At 72.9% G+C, this 21,008-nt stretch carries 18 protein-coding genes; 6 read left to right on the top strand and 12 right to left on the bottom strand.

The window, feature by feature from the left end; genetic code table 11:
* Positions 1 to 71: 71 nt before the first annotated feature.
* The 7 genes from QQM67_RS06690 to QQM67_RS06720 form a co-directional block, all read right to left on the bottom strand.
* A complete protein-coding gene (locus QQM67_RS06690; protein ID WP_314172672.1) occupies positions 72 to 1,103 on the bottom strand; it encodes an ArsR/SmtB family transcription factor in 1,032 nt (343 codons plus the stop codon).
* Between the two features lie 163 nt (positions 1,104 to 1,266).
* Positions 1,267 to 3,042 carry a 2-oxoglutarate dehydrogenase, E2 component, dihydrolipoamide succinyltransferase gene (gene sucB / locus QQM67_RS06695; protein WP_314172673.1) on the bottom strand — a complete coding sequence of 592 codons (1,776 nt, stop codon included), beginning with the start codon at positions 3,040 to 3,042 and terminating at the stop codon, positions 1,267 to 1,269.
* A 158-nt stretch (positions 3,043 to 3,200) separates the two neighbouring features.
* Positions 3,201 to 4,589 carry a dihydrolipoyl dehydrogenase gene (gene lpdA / locus QQM67_RS06700; protein ID WP_314172674.1) on the bottom strand — a complete coding sequence of 463 codons (1,389 nt, stop codon included), beginning with the start codon at positions 4,587 to 4,589 and terminating at the stop codon, positions 3,201 to 3,203.
* A 324-nt stretch (positions 4,590 to 4,913) separates the two neighbouring features.
* Entirely contained in the window at positions 4,914 to 6,497 is a 1,584-nt protein-coding gene (locus QQM67_RS06705; protein ID WP_314172675.1) for a leucyl aminopeptidase, read from the bottom strand.
* Between the two features lie 271 nt (positions 6,498 to 6,768).
* Complete coding sequence (cobS, locus tag QQM67_RS06710) at positions 6,769 to 7,539, bottom strand: adenosylcobinamide-GDP ribazoletransferase (RefSeq protein WP_314173002.1); 771 nt, start codon at positions 7,537 to 7,539, stop codon at positions 6,769 to 6,771.
* 617 nt (positions 7,540 to 8,156) lie between these two features.
* A complete protein-coding gene (locus tag QQM67_RS06715; RefSeq protein ID WP_314172676.1) occupies positions 8,157 to 9,293 on the bottom strand; it encodes a nicotinate-nucleotide--dimethylbenzimidazole phosphoribosyltransferase in 1,137 nt (378 codons plus the stop codon).
* A gap of 73 nt (positions 9,294 to 9,366) precedes the next feature.
* Positions 9,367 to 10,584 carry a bifunctional adenosylcobinamide kinase/adenosylcobinamide-phosphate guanylyltransferase gene (locus QQM67_RS06720; protein ID WP_314172677.1) on the bottom strand — a complete coding sequence of 406 codons (1,218 nt, stop codon included), beginning with the start codon at positions 10,582 to 10,584 and terminating at the stop codon, positions 9,367 to 9,369.
* An 83-nt stretch (positions 10,585 to 10,667) separates the two neighbouring features.
* Here QQM67_RS06720 and QQM67_RS06725 point away from each other — a divergent pair, with 83 nt between their 5' ends.
* On the top strand, positions 10,668 to 10,895 hold the full coding sequence (locus QQM67_RS06725; RefSeq protein ID WP_314172678.1) for a hypothetical protein: 228 nt from the start codon (positions 10,668 to 10,670) through the stop codon (positions 10,893 to 10,895).
* Here the strand turns inward: QQM67_RS06725 and QQM67_RS06730 are convergent.
* Both QQM67_RS06730 and QQM67_RS06735 read right to left on the bottom strand, forming a co-directional pair.
* Positions 10,874 to 11,677, bottom strand: coding sequence for a class I SAM-dependent methyltransferase (locus QQM67_RS06730; RefSeq protein ID WP_314172679.1), 804 nt, complete (start codon positions 11,675 to 11,677; stop codon positions 10,874 to 10,876). The genes QQM67_RS06725 and QQM67_RS06730 overlap by 22 nt on opposite strands.
* 130 nt (positions 11,678 to 11,807) lie before the next feature.
* A complete protein-coding gene (locus QQM67_RS06735; RefSeq protein ID WP_399065546.1) occupies positions 11,808 to 12,407 on the bottom strand; it encodes a DUF3043 domain-containing protein in 600 nt (199 codons plus the stop codon).
* A gap of 356 nt (positions 12,408 to 12,763) precedes the next feature.
* Between QQM67_RS06735 and QQM67_RS06740 the strand changes: the two genes are divergently transcribed.
* The 4 genes from QQM67_RS06740 (at position 12,764) to QQM67_RS06755 (ending at position 16,298) form a co-directional block, all read left to right on the top strand.
* Entirely contained in the window at positions 12,764 to 13,573 is an 810-nt protein-coding gene (locus tag QQM67_RS06740) for a PspA/IM30 family protein (protein ID WP_314172680.1), read from the top strand.
* Positions 13,574 to 13,687: 114 nt separating this feature from the next.
* Entirely contained in the window at positions 13,688 to 13,966 is a 279-nt protein-coding gene (gene pspAA / locus QQM67_RS06745) for a PspA-associated protein PspAA (protein WP_314172681.1), read from the top strand.
* 65 nt (positions 13,967 to 14,031) lie between these two features.
* Complete coding sequence (locus tag QQM67_RS06750) at positions 14,032 to 15,594, top strand: sensor histidine kinase (RefSeq protein ID WP_314172682.1); 1,563 nt, start codon at positions 14,032 to 14,034, stop codon at positions 15,592 to 15,594.
* Complete coding sequence (locus QQM67_RS06755) at positions 15,591 to 16,298, top strand: response regulator transcription factor (protein WP_314172683.1); 708 nt, start codon at positions 15,591 to 15,593, stop codon at positions 16,296 to 16,298. The genes QQM67_RS06750 and QQM67_RS06755 overlap by 4 nt, the downstream gene beginning before the upstream one ends.
* A gap of 42 nt (positions 16,299 to 16,340) precedes the next feature.
* Here QQM67_RS06755 and QQM67_RS06760 read toward each other — a convergent pair whose 3' ends face one another.
* Entirely contained in the window at positions 16,341 to 17,264 is a 924-nt protein-coding gene (locus QQM67_RS06760; RefSeq protein ID WP_314172684.1) for a GNAT family N-acetyltransferase, read from the bottom strand.
* Between the two features lie 10 nt (positions 17,265 to 17,274).
* Positions 17,275 to 18,471 (bottom strand): quinolinate synthase NadA, encoded by a 1,197-nt coding sequence (gene nadA / locus QQM67_RS06765; protein WP_314172685.1) that lies wholly within the window; start codon positions 18,469 to 18,471, stop codon positions 17,275 to 17,277.
* 252 nt (positions 18,472 to 18,723) lie between these two features.
* Between nadA and QQM67_RS06770 the strand changes: the two genes are divergently transcribed.
* On the top strand, positions 18,724 to 19,077 hold the full coding sequence (locus QQM67_RS06770; RefSeq protein ID WP_241057820.1) for a HesB/IscA family protein: 354 nt from the start codon (positions 18,724 to 18,726) through the stop codon (positions 19,075 to 19,077).
* 236 nt (positions 19,078 to 19,313) lie between these two features.
* On the opposite strand, the gene QQM67_RS06775 is transcribed toward QQM67_RS06770, so the two are convergent.
* On the bottom strand, positions 19,314 to 20,954 hold the full coding sequence (locus QQM67_RS06775) for a hypothetical protein (protein ID WP_314172686.1): 1,641 nt from the start codon (positions 20,952 to 20,954) through the stop codon (positions 19,314 to 19,316).
* Between the last annotated feature and the right edge of the window lie 54 nt (positions 20,955 to 21,008).

A 21,008-nucleotide genomic window follows, 5' to 3' on the forward strand; every position in this document is an offset into this window, starting at 1 on the left:
GCCCGCGGCCGCCCGAAGGGCGCCCCGCCTGCTCCGCAACCGCAGGCGGGGGCTCTGCCGCCCGCGCGCGGTCAGCGGTCCGCGTCGCCTTCGGTCCGCCGTCGCAGCAGCGCGCCGCCCGCCGGACTGAGCTGGTGGAAGACGCTGTTGGCGTGCCGGTGGCTGACGATGAGGCCCGCGTCGCGCAGCACCGCCGCGTGCTGGCTGGCCGCGGAGGGTGAGATGCCCGCGCGCCGCGCGAGTTCGGTGGTGTTCGGCACGGTCGCCGTCGCCCGCAGCACCGCGGCCCGCGTGCCGCCCAGCAGCCGGGCGAGCGCGTCACCCGAGGCGGCCGGTTCCCCCGTGCCGTACGAACCGGCGGACATCCACCGCGGATCGCGGTCGAGCGGATACAGGAGCGTGGGCGGGAGTTCGGGATCGGCCAGCGGCACCGGACGGTGCCAGAGGAACTGGGACGGCACCAGCAGCAGTCCGCGCCCCGCCAGGTGCAGTTCGCGGTCCACCGGGTGCGTGGGTATCTCCAGTACGGGCGGACGCCAGCGCATCGCGGGACGGAAGCTCGCCAACAGGCCCTGCGCGCCGCCCACTCCGCCCGTGTGCAGGGCCCGGACGCGCACCGCACGGTCCGCCGCGGCACGACGCCGGATCGCGGGCCAGTACGGGGTCAGCGCCCGCTCGTGGTAGCCGGAGATCATCTCCCCGAGGCGCCGGCGGGTGTGCGGGGAGCGGTCGGTGAGGTCCTGCGCCCAGCTCGGCGCGCCCACGCGCTCGTGCAGGATGCCCAGTTCGTACGAGATGCGCTCGCGCGGAGTGGCGACGACGGCCTCGACCCCCTCCTCCAGACCCAGCAGGCCCTCGGGCGGCGTGAGGAAGTCGGGGAAGTAGCTGGCGTCGGGCACGAGCGGCAGCAGCTGGCGCACGTCGTCCGCGCATGCGTGGCGGCGCAGTTCGGCCCTCGCCTCGCGCCGCCACTCCGCGAACGGCAGACGGCCGTAACGGGCGCGCAGCATGTGCAGGCTGAAGACCGTCTCCCAGAGCGGATCGGGGCCCTCGGCGATGTGCGTGCGCGCGAGGTCGGTACCGGTGAAGTGGATGCGCAGCATGCGGAGTTCTCCGGTGTCTCTGCCGGGCTCCGATCGTACGCGCAGAGGTCCGCGCGCCGCCGCGGGGTTCGGTCCGCTGCCGCGACGGCGGCCCCGCACGGAGCAGCCGGAGCTGTCCGTGCGGGGCCGCCGCGTGGCCGTCCGGCGGCTCAGCCGTGGGCCGTCACAGGCCCAGCTCGCCCTCGAACTCCCCTGCTTCCAGGCGGGCCTTGACGTCGCCGAGGTAGCGGGCGGCGTCCGCCCCGTCGACCAGCTGGTGGTCGTAGGAGAGCGTCAGGTAGACCATGTCGCGGATGGCGATCGTCTCGCCCAGCTCAGGGTGCTCGACGACCATCGGACGGCGGACCGTCGCGCCGATGCCGAGCTCCGCGACCTGGGGGTAGTTCACGATGACGGTGTCGAACAGCGCACCGCGCGAACCGGTGTTGCTGATGGTGAACGTGCCGCCCGACATGTCGTCCGGGCCCAGGCCGCCCTCGCGGACCTTCTTCGCCAGGTCGGCCGTCTTGCGGGCGATGCCCGCGAGGTTGAGGTTCCCGGCCTCCTTGATGACCGGGACCATCAGGCCCTTCTCGGAGTCCACCGCGATGCCGATGTTCTCGACGTCGTGGTACGTGATCGTGCCGTCGTCGTTGAGCCGTGCGTTGACGGACGGGTGCGCCTTGAGCGCCTCCGCCGCGGCCTGGACGAAGAACGGCATCGGCGAGAGCTTGACGCCCTCGCGCGCCGCGAAGGAGTCCTTCGCGCGGGCCCGCAGTCGCATCACGCGCGTGACGTCGACCTCGACCACCGTCGACAACTGCGCCTGGTTGTGCAGCGCCTTCATCATGTTCTCCGCGATCACCTTGCGGATACGCGGCATCTTCACCGTCTGGCCGCGCAGCGGAGAGGGCTCCAGCTTGGGCGACTTGGGGGCCGTCGCACCTGCGGCCGCGGGAGCCTGGGCGGTCGCCGCGGCCCTGGCCGCCTCCGCCGCGGCGGTGACGTCCTGCTTGCGGATGCGGCCGCCCACGCCCGTGCCCTTGACCGTACTCAGGTCCACGCCCTGCTCGTTGGCGAGCTTGCGGACGAGCGGGGTGACGTACGCGCCGTCGGCCTCGGTCGTGGCCGGGGTCGCCGGTGCGGCGGGCGCGGCCGGAACCGGAGTGGGAGCCGGAGCCGGTGCGGGCTTCGGCGCCGCCGGAGCGGGAGCCGGGGCAGGGGCCGGGGCGGCCTGCGCCTGCGGCGCGGGAGACGGCGCGGCCGGTGCGGGCTGGGGCTCGGGCGCAGGCGCGGGCTGAGCCTCGGGCTGGGCCGGCGCCGGCGCGGCCGCGGCCGCGGGAGCCGCCCCCGCCGCCCCGATGACGGCGAGCTTCGCGCCGACCTCGGCGGTCTCGTCCTCACCCACGACGATCTCCAGCAGCGTGCCGGCGGCCGGTGCGGGGATCTCGGTGTCGACCTTGTCCGTGGAGACCTCGAGCAGCGGCTCGTCCGCCTGGACGTCCTCGCCGACCTGCTTGAGCCAGCGCGTGACGGTGCCCTCGGTGACGGACTCGCCCAGTGCGGGAAGCACGACGTCCGTGCCCTCGGCCGAGCCGCCGCCTCCGCCCGCGGGAGCGGCTGCGGGCTCCGGCTGCGGTGCCTCCTGGGCGGGCGCGGGCTCGGGCTCCGGCTGGGCGGCCGGTGCCGCGGCCTCGGCGGGTGCCTGGGCGCCGCCCCCCGCCGTGTCCTCGATGACGGCCAGCTCGGCGCCGACCTCCACTGTCTCGTCCTCGGCGACCTTGATGGAGGAGAGCGTCCCGGCGGCGGGCGCGGGGATCTCGGTGTCGACCTTGTCGGTGGAGACCTCGAGCAGCGGCTCGTCGGCCTCCACTTGCTCACCCTCGGCTTTCAGCCAGCGGGTGACGGTGCCCTCGGTGACGCTCTCGCCGAGCGCCGGCAGGGTTACGGAAACCGCCATGGTTTCGGTTGCTCCTAACGGAATGGTGCGGATGCGGGTAGCGCCCGGACTCTTCCCCTGCGGTCTCTTCCCCTTGGCTTCTCCGCCCGGCCGGTCCCCCTGGCTTCGCCGGGAGGTGCCGCCAGGAGGACCCCCAGGGGGACCCACAGGGAAGACGGCTAGTCGTGGGAGTGCAGCGGCTTGCCGGCGAGGGCCAGGTGGGCCTCGCCGAGTGCCTCGCTCTGCGTCGGGTGTGCGTGGATGAGCTGCGCGACCTCGGCCGGCAGCGCCTCCCAGTTGTAGATGAGCTGAGCCTCGCCCACCTGCTCGCCCATCCGGTCACCGACCATGTGGACGCCCACCACGGCACCATCTCGGACCTGGACCAGCTTGATCTCGCCCGTGGTGTTGAGGATCTTGCTCCTGCCGTTTCCGGCGAGGTTGTACTTGAGGGTGACGACCTTGTCCGCGCCGTAGACCTCCTTGGCCTGCTCCTCCGTGACGCCGACGGAGGCGACCTCCGGGTGGCAGTACGTCACGCGCGGAACGCCGTCGTAGTCCACCGGGACCGGGTTCAGCCCGGCCAGCCGCTCCGCGACGAGGATGCCCTCGGCGAAGCCGACGTGCGCGAGTTGCAGCGTCGGGATGAGGTCGCCCACCGCGGAGATCGTCTCCACGTTCGTACGGCAGTACTCGTCGGCGAGGACGAAGCCGCGGTCCATGGCGACCCCGGCCTCCTCGTAGCCCAGGCCCTGCGAGACCGGGCCGCGGCCGATCGCGACGAGCAGCACCTCCGCCTCGTACTCCTTGCCGTTGGCGAGGCTGACCTTCACACCGTCGTTCGTGTACTCGGCCTTCTCGAAGAACGAGCCGAGGGAGAAGGCGATGCCGCGCTTGCGGAAGGCGCGCTCCAGCAGCTTCGAGCTGTTCTCGTCCTCGGCCGGGACCAGGTGGGGCAGGCCCTCCACGATCGTCACGTCCGTGCCGAACGACTTCCAGGCGGAGGCGAATTCGACGCCGATGACGCCGCCGCCCAGGATGACGGCGGACTCGGGAACCCGGTCGAGAAGCAGGCCGTGGTCGGACGAGATGATGCGGTTGCCGTCGATCTCCAGGCCGGGCAGCGTCTTGGGCACCGAGCCCGTCGCCAGGAGGATGTGACGCCCCTCGTAGCGCTGGCCGTTGACGTCGACGGACGTGGGGGAGGAGAGCCGCCCCTCGCCCTCGACATAGGTGATCTTGCGGGAGGCGACGAGCCCCTGGAGGCCCTTGTACAGCCCGGAGACCACGCCGTCCTTGTACTTGTGCACCCCGGCCATGTCGATGCCGTCGAAGGTGCTCTTCACGCCGAACTTCGCGCCCTCGCGCGCCTGGTCGGCCAGTTCGCCCGCGTGCAGCAGGGCCTTGGTGGGGATGCAGCCCCGGTGCAGACAGGTGCCGCCCAGCTTGTCCTTCTCGATCAGTGCGACGTCCAGACCCAGCTGCGCCCCGCGCAGGGCAGCGGCATAGCCGCCGCTACCGCCTCCGAGGATCACTAGGTCGAAAACGGTGCTGGCGTCGTTCGCCACGTCACGTCCTCCATGCATGGGTACGCCGGAGCCGGTCTCCTTCAGACCGGGCGGCTGTATTGCGGCCGCTGTTCTGCTCGGCCCTGGACTCGGCTTGGTGAAGCCGTGCCGGGGCCCTGTCCTGCCGGGCACCCATCTTCGCACTTGTCGGCGGACAGCGGGACGCGGGGCCGTGTACCCAGCGGTACGGCCACGATCGCTGTCGGCGAACTCGGCCTTACCGCTGGGCGACCGCCCGTCGTACTCCTCATCAGGGACGGAAAGTGTGACGCTGCTCACGCCGGTCCGGAGCCCGGCGGCTCCGGCCCACGCGAGCCGGCGGGCTCAGGGAAGCTCGCCCGCCGCCGCGCGCTCGGCGAGACGCACCAGGGTGCGCACCCCGGAGCCCGTGCCGCCCTTGGGCGTGTAGCCGAACGGGCCCGAGTCGTTGAACGCCGGGCCCGCGATGTCGAGATGGGCCCAGAGCACGTTCTCGTCGACGAACTCCTTGAGGAACAGGCCCGCCACGAGACCGCCGCCCGGCCGCTCGCCGATGTTGGAGATGTCGGCGACCGGCGACTCCATGCCCTTGCGCAGATGCGTCGGCATCGGCATCGGCCAGGACGCCTCGCCCGCGTCCTCGGCCAGTTCGTGCACGGTGCTGCGGAAGTCGTCGTCGTTGCTGAGCACTCCGAACGTGCGGTTGCCCAGGGCCAGCACCATCGCGCCGGTGAGGGTGGCCACGTCGACGACGGCGTCGGGCGACTCCTCGCACGCACGCGTCAGCGCGTCCGCGAGCACCAGCCGCCCCTCGGCGTCTGTGTTGAGGACCTCCACCGTCTTGCCGCTGTACATGCTGAGCACGTCACCCGGACGAGTGGCCGTGCCGGAGGGCATGTTCTCGGCGAGAGCCAGCCAGCCCGTCACGTTGACGCGCAGGCCGAGCCGGGCCGCGGAGACGACGGCGGAAAGGACGGCGGCGGCGCCGCTCATGTCGCACTTCATCGTCTCGTTGTGGCCGACGGGCTTGAGCGAGATGCCGCCCGAGTCGTACGTGATGCCCTTGCCCACGAGCGCGAGCGACTTCTTCGCCTTGGGGTGGGTGTGCGAGATCCGCACCAGCCGGGGCGGGTTGCCGGAGCCCTTGCCGACGCCGAGGATGCCGCCGTACCCGCCCTTGGCGAGCGAACCCTCGTCCAGCACCTCGATGTCCAGGCTGTGCTGCTTCGCGACGTCCCGCGCGCGGTCGGCGAAGACGGCCGGAGTCAGGTCGTTGGACGGGGTGTTGATGAGGTCGCGTGCGCGCGCGACCTCGGCGGCGAGCACCTCGGCGCGCTCCGCCGCGGCCTTGTGCGCCTTGTCCCGCGGCTTCGCGCCGACGACGGTGATCTCGGCGAGCGGGGCGCTCGCGCCGTCCTTGTCCTTCTTCTCGTTCCTGCCGGCGGCCCTTCCGGCGCCGCCCTTCCGGCCGTTGGCGCCGCCGTCGCCGGAACTGCGGTAGGACGTGAAGGCGTACGCGCCGAGCAGTGCGCCCTCCGCCACCGCCGCCACCGAGGTCGCGTCCTCGACGGGCAGCGCGAACGCGGCCTTCTTCGTGCCCGCCAGCGCACGGGCCGCCGTGCCCGCGGCGCGGCGCAGCGTCTCCAGGTCGTAGGACTCGTGCTTCCCGGGTGCCTCGCCCAGACCCACGGCCAGCACCACCGGCGCCTTGACCCCGGCGGACGGCGCCGGGAGCTTGGTGGTCTCGCCCTCGCTGCCGCCTGCGCCGAGCGCGTCGAGGGTCGCGGCGAGCTTCCCGCCGTACGCCTTGTCCACGGCTTCGCCGCCGAGGGCGACCACGGGGCCCTTGGCGCCCTTGGCGACGCCGATCACGACGACGTCCGCGCGCTGAGTCGTGGCGGACGAGGTGCTGAGAGTCAGAGCAGACACGGTGAGAGGGACCTTCTTCCTTTTCGGACGCCGGAACAGCGGATCGCCGGATACAGGTGAAGGGGTTCCGGCACATCGGGCATCGTATGCCCGCGCAATACGTCGTATGCGGGAGACCATACGCTCACGCAGCGCCACCAACCCCCGGCGCTGTGGCCGGTGCTGACGCCCCGGAGCACGGCGGCGGCGCGGTCGGCCGGCCCAGGACCGGCGCCGCGTGGGACGGTCGTGGGTCGGCCGTGGGTCGGCCGTGGGTCGGCCGTGGGAGCGGTCAGCCGAACGCGAGCACGACGAGCGCCACGGTGGCCGCGCACTCCGCGAGCGCACCGAACACGTCGCCGGTGACGCCGCCGAACCGGCGCCGGCAGTGACGCAACAGCAGCTCCGCGGCGGCGAGTCCGAGGATCACGGCGAAGAGGTACGAGACGGCGCCGAAGAGCGGGTTCCACCAGCCGACGACCGCTCCGGCGACCGCGCTCGCCACCGCGACGCCCGCGCCGACCGCCACCGACGTACGTACGGGAACCGTGCCCGCGACGAGAGAACCCAGCCCGTCGGTGCGTGCGGCAGGAACACCCGAACGAGCTGCGAGGGTGAGCGCGGTGCGCGCCGTGACGGCGGAGACGATGACGGCGAGCGCGCCGTGCGGCCAACCCCCTTGGCCGTACAGCTCGTTGACGACGGCGACCTGCGCCAGCAGTACGAAGACGAGCGTGAGCACCCCGAACGGGCCGATGTCCGAACGCTTCATGACGCGCAGCGCGCCCTCGGCGGGCTTGGCGCTGCCCAGGCCGTCGGCGACGTCCGCGAGCCCGTCCAGATGAAGTCCGCGCGTGAGCACGGCCGGAACCGCCACCGAGACGACGGCGGCGACGAGCGACGAGGTGCCGAGCAGCAGCGCCAGCAGGCCCGCGGCCGCGGCCGCCAGCCCCACGAGCAGACCCGCGAACGGCGCCCACTCCATGCCGCGTCGCGCGGAATCGCGGTCCCAGCGCGGGACGTGGACCGGCAGGACGGTGAGCGTGCCGAGGGCGAAGCGGATGCCGTCCTCGGCGGAGACGGCGGCCCCGGCGGCCCCGTCGGCCTTTGCGGTCGTGGCGGTCGGCGCTTCGTCCGCGCCTGCGGCCTGCGGGCCGCCGGAGTCCTGGCCGGTGCGGTCACGATCCCGGTCCTGGTCCTGGTCTCCGTTCCCATCCGGGTCCGGGTCTGGTCCCGGGTCCGGGTCCCCGAGTTCGCCGTCCTCGGCGGAGGCGGCGTGTACGGACCCTTCGCCGGAGTGGGACCTGTCGTCGGGCGCGGCCCCGCTGGGCTCCGCGAACTGCCCGGAGTCCGCGGCCTGTTCCGGTACCACGCCCTGTCCGGGGTCCGCGGCCTGCCCGGTCGCTCCGGGCTCGCCGGAGCCGCCGGCGGTCTGACCGGAGGCGTCCGGTCCGCCGGCCTCTTCGGGTCCGTCCGGTGGAGTGGCGTTCATCGAGGCGCAGGCTAGCGCCTCACCGTCCGCAACGGCACCGCTCGTGCACGCCCGGCGCCTTCCGCCGGATTCCGCCCATGGGGCCCGCCGAGACGGCGGTCGACCACGACGCCTCGAGTCCGGCGCGATACCGACGGCCCAACCCGCACGCTCGGTGAAGGGCCGGAGGCCTATGTCGCGTACGTCGCCTACGTCGCGTCGACCGCCGGGGAGCCCGCCGTGCCGTCGCCGCCCCCGTCCGCCTCCCCGTCGTCCTTCTCCTCCGCGGCCTCGTCCTCCCGTACGGGCAGCTCCGCCGCGAGTTCGGCCGCCGCCTGCACCAGCGGCAGGGCCAGCAGCGCGCCGGTTCCGCCGCCGACCTCGACGCGCTGCTCCAGCAGCGGGTCGAGCGCCATGCGGTCGAGCGCCTTCGCCTGCGCGGGCTCGCTGCCCGCGTGTCCCGCCACCCACCAGTCCGGCGCACGGAACGCGACCCGCTGTGCGACGAGCGCGCACGCCGCGGAGACGACGCCGTCCAGTACCACCGGCGTGCGCCGTACCGCGGACTGGAGGAGGAAGCCGGTCATCGCCGTGAGGTCGGCACCCGCGACCGCGGCCAGAAGCTCCAACTGGTCGCCCAGCACGGGCCGGGCGCGCCGCAGACCGTCCCTGATCGCCGCGCACTTGCGCATCCACGTGAGGTCGTCGATCTCCGCGCCGCCCCTGCCGGTGACGACGGAGGCGTCCGTGCCGCAGAGCGCCGCGATCAGCGTCCCGGCCGCCGTCGTGCCGCCGACGGACAGATCCCCGAGCACCACGAGGTCCGTGCCCGCGTCCGCCTCCTCGTCCGCGACGGCCATCCCGGCCCGGAAGGCGGCCTCCGCCTCCTCGGCCGTCAGCGTGTCCTCGATGTCGAGGCGGCCCGAGGAGCGGCGCACCCGGTGCCGGCTCACCTCGTCCGGGAACTGGGACGGATCGCAGTCGAGCCCCATGTCGACCACCCTGACCGGGACTTCGAGGCGGCGGGCGAGGATCGCTGCCGGAGAGACGCCGTCCAGCGTCTCCCGTACGAGCGCGTGCGCGGTGCCGGCGGGACGGGAGGAGACGTCCAGCGAAGCCACACCGTGATCGCCCGCGAAGACCACCAGACGCGGCTGCCGCAACGGCCGGACCGGCAGCCGGCCCTGAGCCGCCGTCAGCCACTCGCCCAACTCGTCGAGCCTGCCCAGCGCTTCGGGCGGCAGGCCGGTCCGCGCCCGCCGCTCCTCGGCGTCCCGGCGCAGCGCCCCGTGCGGGCGCTCGATGAGATCGGAGAAGTCGTCCAGGTCCAGGGTGCGGTCAGTCATGTTGGCGAAGCGTACGGTACGGGCCCGCCGCGTACGGGGGTGCGGTGGCCTGCGGACACGCCCCGTGGTCCGGTCAGCCGCGCAGCGGCTGCGCGATGCCCGCCGTGACGAGCAGCACGTGTTCGCACTCCGCCGCGAACTCCGCGTTCAGACGGCCCAGTTCGTCCCGGAAGCGGCGCCCCGACGACGTCTCGGGGACGATGCCCGAGCCGACCTCGTTGCTCACCGCGACCACCGTGCGCCGCGTCCTGCGCAGCGCCGCCACCAGCTCGCCGATCCGCTCCCGCAGCATCCGCGAACCGACCGTCGTCCAGCGCTCGTCGTCCCAGGCTCCGACCGAGTCCATCGCGTCGGTCAGCCACAGGGCGAGGCAGTCCAGCAGCAGCGGAGGGCCCGGCTCGTCCAGCAGCGGGACGACGTCGCAGGTCTCCTCGGTGCGCCAGGACGCGGGCCGGCGCTCCTTGTGCGCGCTGATCCGGGCCGCCCAGTCCGGATCTCCGGCGCGGCTGCCGCCGGTGGCCACGTACACGACCCCGGGGAACGAGGCCAGCCGCTGCTCCGCCTCGGCGGACTTCCCGGACCGCGCTCCGCCGAGCACGAGCGTGCGGCGCGGAATCTCGGGGACGTCCGGATAGTCGCCGACGACGAGGGTCGTGCCGTCCGGCTCCGTGTGGGCTCCGGCCGCCGCGAGGCGACGGCGCAGCTCGGGGCCGGGGACCACGTCGTGGTCGATGTGGACGGCGACGACGTCGGTCGCCGGGCCGATCGCTCCGGCCCCGCGGAGGCGGGCGAGCGCCTCGGGGCGGCCGAGCACGTCGAGGAGCACCATGTCGTAGGGGGAGGCGGCCGGTTCGCGTCCTTCTTCGAGACCGGCGGGGGCCGCTCCGGGCGGCAGATAGAGGAGACGTTCGCCGGCGGGCCCCGTCACCTGGTAGCCGGTGCCGGGCGAATCGAGGGCGACGGCGCGTATGCGGTGGCCGCTGATGAGGGCGAGGTCCTGCCGCTCGGAGACGCGCACCGGTGCGGGCAGTCCCGCCGGGAACTCCATCGCCGGGCCGTCGTGCGGGTGCGAGAGCAGCACCTGCCGTACGCCGTGCAGCGAGCGGCCGGCGCGCGCGGCGGCGAAGGCGGGGCCGGGCGTGAGGTCGAGCAGCACGGTGCCGTCGACGAGGACCGCGGTGGCGGCGCGCGCGTGTGTACGGCCCCTGACGCACGCCGCGCACACGGCGCACGGGCAGTCGGGCCGGGGGAGTCCCGTGGGGGCTCCGGTGCCGAGCAGTGTGAGTTCCACACCCCGATCGTCTCGTGACCGGTCGGCGCCCGCCTACTCAGGATTAGTCTGCGGGCAGCAACTGTCGATCTCTGGAGGCATACATGGCGTGGACGTGGCGGTTCGAGAAGGCCGACGGATCGGAGACCGAACCTGCCGTAGCGCCCGAGGAGTTCCCCACCCAGGGCGACGCCGAGTCCTGGATCGGCGAGGTCTGGAAGGAGCTGCTGGACGGCGGCACCGACCAGGTGACGCTGCTGGACGACGGCAGCAAGGTCTACGGCCCGATGAGCCTGCACGCCCCGGAGGGCTACGAGGGCGAGAACGTCTGACCGCCCGGCGCGGAGTCCCGGCGCCCACCGGTTCCGCCGGTGGGCGCGGCCGCGTCGCCGCCCGCGCCGCCCCGCACTCCGCAGATGTGCAGCATCGCCGCCACCGAGCGGTACGGGTCGCTGCGTCCCGCGAGCTCCTCCGCGTCGAGCATCTTCTCGGCCTTCGTCTCGTCGTCCGGAACGTCGTGGTGGCCGAACACCCCGACCCCGTACCACTGCCGGAGCGGTGTGCCGATCCCCGCGAGGCTTCGGCTCAGCGTCTCCAGACGAAGGGCGCTTCCCGTCCGCTCCGGGAAGCCGATCGCGGCCAGAGCGGCGTCCCAGTCGCCGGAGCGGCCCGGGCGCATGGCGAGCGCCGCGTCGTTGCGTATCAGCAGTGACAGCAGACCGCCCGCGCCCAGGACCCGGGCGAGACCGGCGAGCGTGGTGCCCGGATCGCGCGCCTGGGACAGCCCGGCGTGGCACAGCACGACATCGAAGGTGCCGGGCAGGAAGTGGGCGCCGGTGTCCTCGCTGCCGCCCTCGTGGAGCCGTATTCGCCCACGGACCTCCCCGTCCTCGTCGGCGAGCTCCTTCTCGAAGAGCTCGCGGAGGTCGGGGTCCGACTGGAGGCCGGTCACCGTGTGGCCCGCGCGTGCGAGCCGCAGGGCCTGGACGCCGCGGCCGAGGCCGACGTCGAGCACCCGCAGCTTCTGCCCGGCACCGAACGCCGCCGACAGCTGCTCGTCGAGCTGGCGCGCGAGGAGGCGCTGCCCCAGCCGCCCGGGATCGTTCACGTCCACGCCGCCGCCACGGAGAACCCGGGGGCGGGCCTCACGGCGGTCTCCGCGCCGGGGCGCGGGACGCCGGGGTTCGGGAAGGCGTACGTGAAGGGGCCCGGGAGCTGACGCCCGGACCTCCGCCGCCGCCCGTTCAGGGCTTCTCGCCGCGCGCGACCTGCGGCTTGGGCAGGCGCATCCGGCGCAGCTGGAGCGTACGCATCAGGGCGTAGGCGATCGCGCCGCGCCTGGACTCGTCCGGGAAGCGCGCCTGGAGGTCCCTCCTGAGCCGGAAGCCCAGCCCGATCGAGTCGAGCACGATCATCACGATCACGAAGAGCCAGAGCAGCAGCGAGATGTTCTTCAGCTGGAGCGACGGCATCATGCTCAGGATCAGGATGATCACCGCGAGCGGAAGGAAGAACTCCGCGACGGACCACCGGGAGTCCACGTAGTCGCGGGCGAAGCGCCGCACGGGGCCCTTGTCGCGCGCCGGCAGGTACCGCTCGTCGCCGCTCGCCAGCGCCTGCCGCTGCCGCGCCATGTCGGACCGCCGTGCCTCGCGCTGCCGCTTGGCGGCCTCCTTGCGGTTGGCAGGGGCCTTGGCGAGCGTGCGGCGCTGCGACTGCGCCTCGCTGCGCTTGGGCGTCGGCCTGCCCTTGGGGGCCTGCGGGTCACGGGTCTGCTGGGGCTCGGCGGCGGTCGCCTTGCTGGCGGGAGCGGCCTGCCCGTCCTTCGAACGGCTTCGGAACACGGCCCCAAGCCTACGGTGCCCGGCACTGATGCCCCCAGGCCCCGGCGGGAACGATCTCGCAACACCGCGGAGTCTCCGGGCCCTTGCGTCCCGCGTCCGCGGGGATCCGCCCGCGGACGGGAGACCGCTCCGCGACCCCCGGGACCGGCCCGTATCGTCCGCCCGCGGCCGGGAAACCGGAGGCGCACCTACTCCCTGCGCCGGAGGCGCCGGGCCCCGATCGTCCTTCAGGAGGAGCGCATCCGACGCCGAACAGTGCGGTAATGGAACCAGGGCCCGTAGTCTTGGGTCTTGAAGGTGTGCTGCTGAGGCTCAGTCCGTTACGAAGGGGGCGCGCGAGGCCCATGAGCGGTGTCATGAAGCGTATGGGGATGATCTTCCGCGCGAAGGCCAACAAGGCCCTGGACCGGGCCGAGGATCCGCGCGAGACGCTCGATTACTCGTACCAGAAGCAGCTGGAGCTGCTCCAGAAGGTGCGCCGCGGAGTCGCCGACGTGGCGACGTCGCGCAAGCGCCTGGAGTTGCAGATGAGCCAGCTACAGGGTCAGTCCTCCAAGCTGGAGGAGCAGGGCAAGAAGGCGCTGGCGCTCGGCCGCGAGGATCTGGCGCGAGAGGCGCTCTCCCGCCGTGCCGCGCTCCAGCAGCAGGTCACAGACCTGGAGTCCCAGCACCAGACGCTCCAGGGCGAGGAGGAGAAGCTCACGCTCGCCTCCCAGCGTCTTCAGGCCAAGGTCGACGCCTTCCGTACGAAGAAGGAGACGATCAAGGCCACCTACACCGCCGCTCAGGCCCAGACGCGGATCGGCGAGGCGTTCTCCGGCATCTCCGAGGAGATGGGCGACGTCGGCATGGCCATTCAGCGCGCCGAGGACAAGACGGCGCAGCTCCAGGCGCGCTCCGGCGCCATCGACGAGCTGCTGGCCTCCGGCGCCCTCGACGACCAGTCCGGCATGGCCAAGGACGACATCACCGCCGAGCTCGACAGGCTCTCCGGTGGTACGGACGTCGAGATGGAGCTCCAGCGGATGAAGGCCGAGCTGGCCGGCGGCGAGAGCGGCGGGCAGCAGGCCATCGAGGGCGGCAGCGGCACCGGGCAGTCCCAGGGCCAGGACCAGTCCCAGAGCCAGGGGCAGCAGTCCCAGGACACACCGAGGTTCGAGAAGTAGCGGCAGGCGGGCAGCGCGGGGGAGCGCCGCGGCGACGCGGACTCCCCGGTCCCGACGAGCAGTGACACCGAGTAGCAGCTGAAGCCGAGGTCCCGGCGCCAGAAGGAGAGCGACATGATCGTACGGATCATGGGGGAAGGCCAGGTGAAGCTGGACGACAGCCACTTCGCCGAGCTGAACAAGCTGGACGACGAGCTGCTCTCCGAGATGGAGACGGGAGACGACGAGGGCTTCCGCCGCACGCTGACGGCGCTCCTGAATGCCGTGCGGAGCATGGGCACCTCGCTCCCCGACGACGCGCTGGAGCCGTCCGAGCTGATCCTGCCCGCGCCGGACGCATCCCTCGAAGAGGTACGGGAGATGCTCACCGACGACGGCCTCATCCCCAACTGAGCATCCCCGACTGAGCCTTCCGGGCCCTCCGGCGTCCGGCAGGCCCGACCGGCACACACCCGATCATGACGGCGAAGCCCGCAGCAGGCCCCCTGACCGATGTGCGGCAGTGGATGCGCGCGCATCCGTATGCCGTGGACGCCCTCATCGCCCTGGGCGCCTTTGTCGCGATCATGATCGGGGCCGCCGCCGACTCCGCGGGGCATGAGATCAGCCCGCGCTTCGGACACCGCGAAGTCGCTCCGGGGACGGCCCTGCTGGCGGCGCTCGCCTGTGCGGTGCTGGTGCTGCGCCGCAGGGCGCCGATGCCCGTGCTGTGCATGACGAGCCTGGTCACGGTCGTGGGGCTCGTCGTCGACCCCCGGGGAGGCGCTCCCGACGAGGGGCACCGCACGCCTCTCGTCATCGCCGCGATCATCGCGCTGTACACGGTCTCCAACCGCACCGACCGCGTCACCAGCGTCCGCGTGGGCGTGGTGACCGTGGGGGTGCTCACCGCCGCGGGCATGCTCCTCGGCAGCCGCCCCTGGTACGCGCAGGACAATCTCGCCACCTTCGCGTGGTCCGGTCTGGCCGCCGCGGCGGGCGAGGCGGTGCGCAGCCGCCGCGCCTTCGTGGACGCCATACGCGAGCGCGCCGAGCGTGCCGAGCGCACGCGGGAGGAGGAGGCGAGGCGCCGCGTCGCCGAGGAGCGCATGCGCATCGCCCGCGAGCTGCACGACGTCGTCGCTCACCACATCGCGCTGGTCAACGTCCAGGCGGGGGTCGCCTCGCACGTCATGGACCAGCGTCCTGACCAGGCCAAGGAGGCGCTGGCGCACGTACGGGAGGCGAGCCGGCACGCCCTCAACGAGTTGCAGGCCACGGTCGGCCTGCTGCGGCAGTCCGGGGAGAGCACCGCGCCGACGGAACCGGCACCGGGGCTCGGAGTCCTGGACGAGCTGGTCGACGGCTTCACCCGGGCCGGGCTCGCCGTCACGGTCGACATGACCTCCGAATCCGGCCCGGCGGGCGAGACCGCGGAAACCGGTCAAGCGCTGCCGTCCGCCGTGGACCTCACCGCCTACCGCGTCGTCCAGGAGGCCCTGACGAACGTGCAGAAGCACGTGGGCACCGGTGCGCACGTCCAGGTGGGGATCGTCACACGGCCGGACGCCTTGGAGGTCACGGTCATCGACGACGGGGACGGCGACGGGGACGGCGAAGGCGACGGGGACGGAGACGGGGACCCGCAGGACGAAGGCGGCGGGGACGGCGGCGGCACCTCCGGCGAGGCGCCCGCGGCCACCGGCCCCTTCGCTCAGCCTCCGTCCGCCGCCGAGCCGCCGGACGGACGCGCGCCCTCCGCGCGGGCCGCCGAGTCGGGCGCCTCCGAGCCTGCCGCCTCCGAGACGGGCGGCGGCCACGGCCTGATGGGAATGCGGGAACGAGCCGCCGCGCTGCACGGAGTGTGCGAGACGGGGCCGCTGCCCGACGGCGGCTTCCGCGTCCACGTGCGACTGCCCCTCCAGCGCCGGGATCCCGAGCGGGACTTGGGCCGCCACCACGGCCCCGCGGCCCGTACCGAAGGCGGTGACGGGAGCGGCGGCCACCGCGAGCCCCGAGCCGAGGAAGGCGCTTCCGCATGACGATCCGCGTGGTGCTGGCGGACGACCAGACACTGCTGCGCAGCGCGTTCCGCGTGCTCGTCGACTCCGAGCCGGACATGGCGGTCGTCGCGGAGGCGTCCGACGGAGCCGAAGCCGTCGACGCCGTACGCGCGTCGGACGCCGACGTGGTGCTGATGGACATCCGCATGCCCGGCACCGACGGCCTCGCCGCCACGCGCGCCATCAGCGCCGACCCGGCGCTCTCGGAGGTCCGGGTCGTCATACTCACCACGTTCGAGGTGGACGAGTACGTGGTGCAGGCGCTCCGCGCGGGTGCCTGCGGCTTCCTCGGCAAGGGCGCGGAGCCCGAGGAGCTGCTCGCCGCGATCCGTACGGCCGTGAAGGGCGACGCCCTGCTCTCGCCCGCCGCCACCAAGGGCCTGATCGCCTCCTTCCTGGCGCAGGGAGGCCCGTACGCCACGATGGACACCGCCGGCGAGGAGGGCCACGGGGACGGGGAGGCGGGGCGCCCGGTCGACGCGCTCACGAGCCGGGAGCGCGAGGTGCTGACGCTGGTGGGAGGCGGCCTCAACAACGACGAGATCGCGGAGCGGCTCGCGGTCAGTCCGCTCACGGTCAAGACGCACGTGAACCGCACGATGTCGAAGCTGGGGGCGCGCGACCGGGCGCAGCTGGTGGTCGCCGCGTACGAGAACGGTCTGGTGCGGCCCGGCGCCCACTGACGGCACTCGCCGAAGCTCGCAGGCCCTCGCCGCCGAGTGCCCCTACAGGAAGCCGCCCGACGGGATGTACGGCGTCGGCGGCCGCATCCCGCGGACGCAGACATAGCCGCCGGTGCTGATCTCCAGCCCCGCCGCGAGCCCGACGTCCAGCGCCCACTGCTGCTCCGCCGTCAGGGCCCGTACGGACACGGGTGCGCCCTCGGGGACGCTCAGCAGCGCCGCGGTCAGCAGCCGGGTGGCCAGCCGGCGCGACGTGGCGGCGAGGAGCTCCACCCGGCCGTTCTCGCGCAGATAGCAGTAGCCGCTGCCGGCGAGGTCGTCGGCGACGAAGAGGCGGTGGTGGCGCAGCAGGAACTCGTGGTCCACGCCGTGCGCGCCGCCGCGCAGCCGCCGGTCGACGGAGTCCATCAGGTCTCGCTGCGCCGCGGAGCCCACGACGACGGGGCCGTCGGGAGCGGCGAGCCGGGCGGCGTCGACGGCGCCGTGCAGGCGCATCGCCGGATGCAGCTCGAAGCCCCCCTTGCGGTACGTGCGGGCGGCCGCCGGGTGCGGCGTGCAGGAGATCAGTCCGCGCAGACACGCTCTTCCGTACCGCATCGACCGCTCCAGCAGCGCCGTTCCCACTCCCTGCCCCTGCGCCTCGGGAAGTACAACGAGCAGCGCCAGGGCCCAGGTGCCCTCCCGTATCAGCGACTGGGCCGCGCCGACCGGGCGCCCTACCGCGTCCGCGGCGACCCAGCTGCCGCCCGGGTCCGTACGCGCCAGATGGCGGATGCGCTCCCGGCTGCGCGGCGGGTCGGGGTCGAGCGGTACGGCGGGCAGTTCGCCCTCCGCGGGCGGGTCCGCCGACGGAGGCGGTGCCGCACGGCCGCCCTCCGGCTCGTGCGACGCGGCGAAGGACGCCTCGGCCACCTGCCGCACGGCCTCGGCGTCCTCCTCGGTGTCCTGCACCGGTCGCAGCAGCATCCGCCGCAGATTACGGCAGGGCCAGCATCCGCTCCAGGGCGAGCTTCGCGAACTTCTCGGTCTCCGCGTCGACTTCGATCCTGTTGACGACCTTGCCGTCCACCAGCGACTCCAACGCCCAGACCAGGTGCGGCAGATCGATGCGGTTCATCGTCGAGCAGAAGCAGACGGTGCGGTCGAGGAAGACCACTTCCTTGTCCGGCGCGTGGCGTTCGGCCAGCCTCCGTACGAGGTTGAGTTCGGTGCCGACGGCCCACTTCGAACCGGACGGCGCGGCCTCCAGCGCCTTGATGATGTGCTCGGTCGAGCCGACCTGGTCGGCCGCGTTCACCACCTCGTGCTTGCACTCCGGGTGTACGAGGACGTTGACGTCCGGGATGCGCTCGCGCACGTCCCGTACGGAGTCCAGGGAGAAGCGCCCGTGCACCGAGCAGTGGCCGCGCCAGAGGATCATCCTCGCGTCCCGCAGCTGCTGGGCGGTCAGCCCGCCGTTCGGCTTGTGCGGGTTGTAGACGACGCAGTCGTCCAGTGACATGCCCAACTCCCGGACGGCGGTGTTGCGTCCGAGGTGCTGGTCCGGCAGGAAGAGCACCTTGCTCCGGCCCTGCGAGCCCGGCGTGCCCTCCGCCTCCCCGAAGGCCCACTCCAGGGCACGCCGTGCGTTGGACGACGTGCAGATGGTGCCGCCGTGCCTGCCCGTGAACGCCTTGATGTCGGCCGAGGAGTTCATGTACGAGACGGGCACCGTCACCTCCGCGACCCCGGCCTCGGTCAGCACGTCCCAGCACTCGGCGACCTGTTCTGCGGTGGCCATGTCCGCCATGGAGCAGCCCGCGGCCAGGTCGGGGAGGACGACCTGCTGGCGGCCGGAGGTGAGGATGTCGGCCGACTCGGCCATGAAGTGCACGCCGCAGAAGACGATGTACTCCGCCTCGGGCCTGGCCGCCGCGTCCCGCGCCAGCTTGAAGGAGTCACCGGTGACGTCGGCGAATTCGATGACCTCGTCGCGCTGGTAGTGGTGGCCCAGCACGAAGACGCGCTCGCCGAGCTTCGCCTTGGCCGCGCGCGCACGCTCCACCAGATCCGGGTCCGAGGGAGCGGGGAGATCCCCGGGGCAGTCGACGCCGCGTTCACTCCTGGGGTCGGACTCGCGGCCGAGGAGCATCAGCGCCAGCGGAGTCGGCTCTACATCCAGTGGGGCGGTCACGGCACCCACCCTCCCTTTTCTCCATGGCCGCAAGCGGCTTTTCGTCTAATTGACGCTATGAATCATAACCGCTTCACGTCACTTTGACGATGGCGTTCGCGTCGATGTGACGCATTCCTGCGCGCGCTCCGCGTGTGCGAGCATGGCTGAGGAGAACGACATAGAAACGACCGTGTCCCGCGGGAATGAATCCGGGACGCAGCCGGTTGCACCCGGCGGCAGAGCAGTCCGAACAACCCGGGAGAGAAGCAGATGTCCGTATCGGACGACACCGCTGTGAGCGAGGGCATCATCCTGTCCGACGCCGCCGCGGCGAAGGTCAAGAGCCTGCTCGAGCAGGAGGGCCGTGACGACCTGGCGCTGCGGGTCGCCGTCCAGCCCGGTGGCTGTTCCGGCCTTCGGTACCAGCTCTTCTTCGACGAGCGTTCGCTCGACGGCGACGTCGTCAAGGACTTCGACGGTGTGAAGGTCGTCACCGACCGGATGAGCGCGCCGTATCTGGGCGGCGCCTCCATCGACTTCGTCGACACCATCGAGAAGCAGGGCTTCACGATCGACAACCCGAATGCGACGGGCTCCTGCGCCTGCGGCGACTCCTTCAACTGAGAAGGACGCCGGGCCCGGCCGGCTGAACGGGACGAAGTAGAGGACGAAGGCGGCGGACTCCCCCCACCAGGGGTCCGCCGCCTTCGTCGTCTTCGCCCCCGTGCTCTCCAGGTCCCGTCGTTCTGCCGGTCGTGTGGACTTGCCTGTCCTGCCGTCCCGGTGCCTTGCCGTTGTGCCGCTTCCCGGCGGTCGTGCCGCCGGACGCGTTCAGCTATCTCTACCCAGTGCGCGCCGCTTCACTTGCGCGGCAGTCCTTCTCCGTCGGTCGTGTCCACGACCTCGCGGTCGCCGAGAGGCTTGTCCAGCCGGACCTCCACGGTCTGGCGCTTGGCCATCTTGACGCACACCTTCTTCCCGTCGGTCTCCTTTGCGCGAACGCTTACCTTCACCGTCTTCGCGGATTCCTCCGCGCTCGCCGTGTAGCCGTCGCAGACGCCGCCCCAGAAGGTCAGCTTCACCGTGCGGCCGTCCGCCTCATAGGAGTTGACGGCCTGCGAGGGTCCCGATCCGGGCTGCTCAGCCTGGCCCGAGCCCGAGCCCGAGCCCGAGCCCGATCCTGTGCCGGGAGCCGGGCCGGAGCTGGAGCCTGAGCCGTCGCCCGGGTCCGTGCCGGGCTGCGCGGGCCGTGCCGGCTTGAGGTACTCCGGCTCCACCGCGGGGTGGGCGACGCTCGCGGTGTGGTCGCCGCCCAGCTTCACCTCGTAGATCCACGACGGTACGAGCACGGGCCTGCCCACCGAGTAGCGCGTGACGAGGCCGAACTGGGCCCCGGTCACCTTCAGGGGCTTGCGCGGGGCGATCTTCCCGGGCTCGGGCTTCCCGGCGTGGGGCTTCGCGGGCTCCGCCGTTCCGGATCCGGGCTTTCCGGGCCGGGCCTTCCCGGGTGGGACGGCGCCCTCCGCCCACGGCTCGCGCACCGTGCCGCCTCCGGCCCGAGTGCCCGCCGAGCCTTGCTTGTTGAGGTGCTTCAGCGTCTCCTCCGCCGACATCACCGGGTAGGAGGCGCCCTTCCTCAGCTCGCCGAGGTTGCCGTGCCCTCGTACGACCTTGCCGTCCTCGTCGACCGTGAAGGTGCTGTTCCAGTCCTGCGCGGTCAGGCCGCCGATCTCCGGGGTCGCGGTGACCATCCGCAGCGAGCCCGTCGTCACGCCGGCGTCGAGCCGGGCGCCGTCGAGTTCGAGCGTCTTCAGCAGCGGCCGTACGGCGCTCTTCGCCTTCTTCTCCGATACGGGGTCGCCCTTGCCGGAGTCCGGCATGGCCGGGCACGAATCCGGGACGTCGCCCCGCTCGGGCGGCACGATGCCGGCGCCCGGCACCGTCGGCAGCGGCCTGCCGCAGCGCATTCCGGGCCGGTCCCCGGACTGGTACGTCCAGTTGCCGGCCATGCGGTCGTCGTTCACGGTGAGCGCCGCGCCGCCCGGGGACTTCCCGTCCTCTCCGACGACCCAGCGGCGGTCCTTCTTCTCCGGCTTCCCCGTGACGCCGAGCTTCTCGGCCAGCGCGGAGACGGAGGCCTGATCGATCGTGGCCGGATTGCGATACACGGGGGCCGTGTCCGGGCCGTCCGGCAGCTCGCCGTCGGCGAGATAGACCTGCGGGTGCGGCTCGCCCGGCGCGATGCCCGGCTGCCCGCCTCCGTCCGCACCGCTCTGCTCGCCGGAGACGAGGCCGTCCAGCGCGAGGCTTGGCGGCTCGGAGGTGCTCTCCGGCCCTCCCGGGCCGCCGCTCGCGGTCGAGGCCCACCAGGCTCCTCCTCCGCCGGCCACCAGTACGGCGGCCGCCACCGTGATCACGGGCAGCCGGTGCCGGCGCTGCCGTACGGCCTGCACGGAAGGCGCCTCCCCATCACCCGGGGCGTGGGACGGTTCGGTGCTCACGGCATTGCTCCTTCGGCTCCGCCCGCCGCGTCACCCCACACCCCTGCCGGTGAG

The sequence above is a fragment of the Streptomyces winkii genome (assembly GCF_032248595.1).
Lineage (GTDB): Bacteria > Actinomycetota > Actinomycetes > Streptomycetales > Streptomycetaceae > Streptomyces > Streptomyces winkii.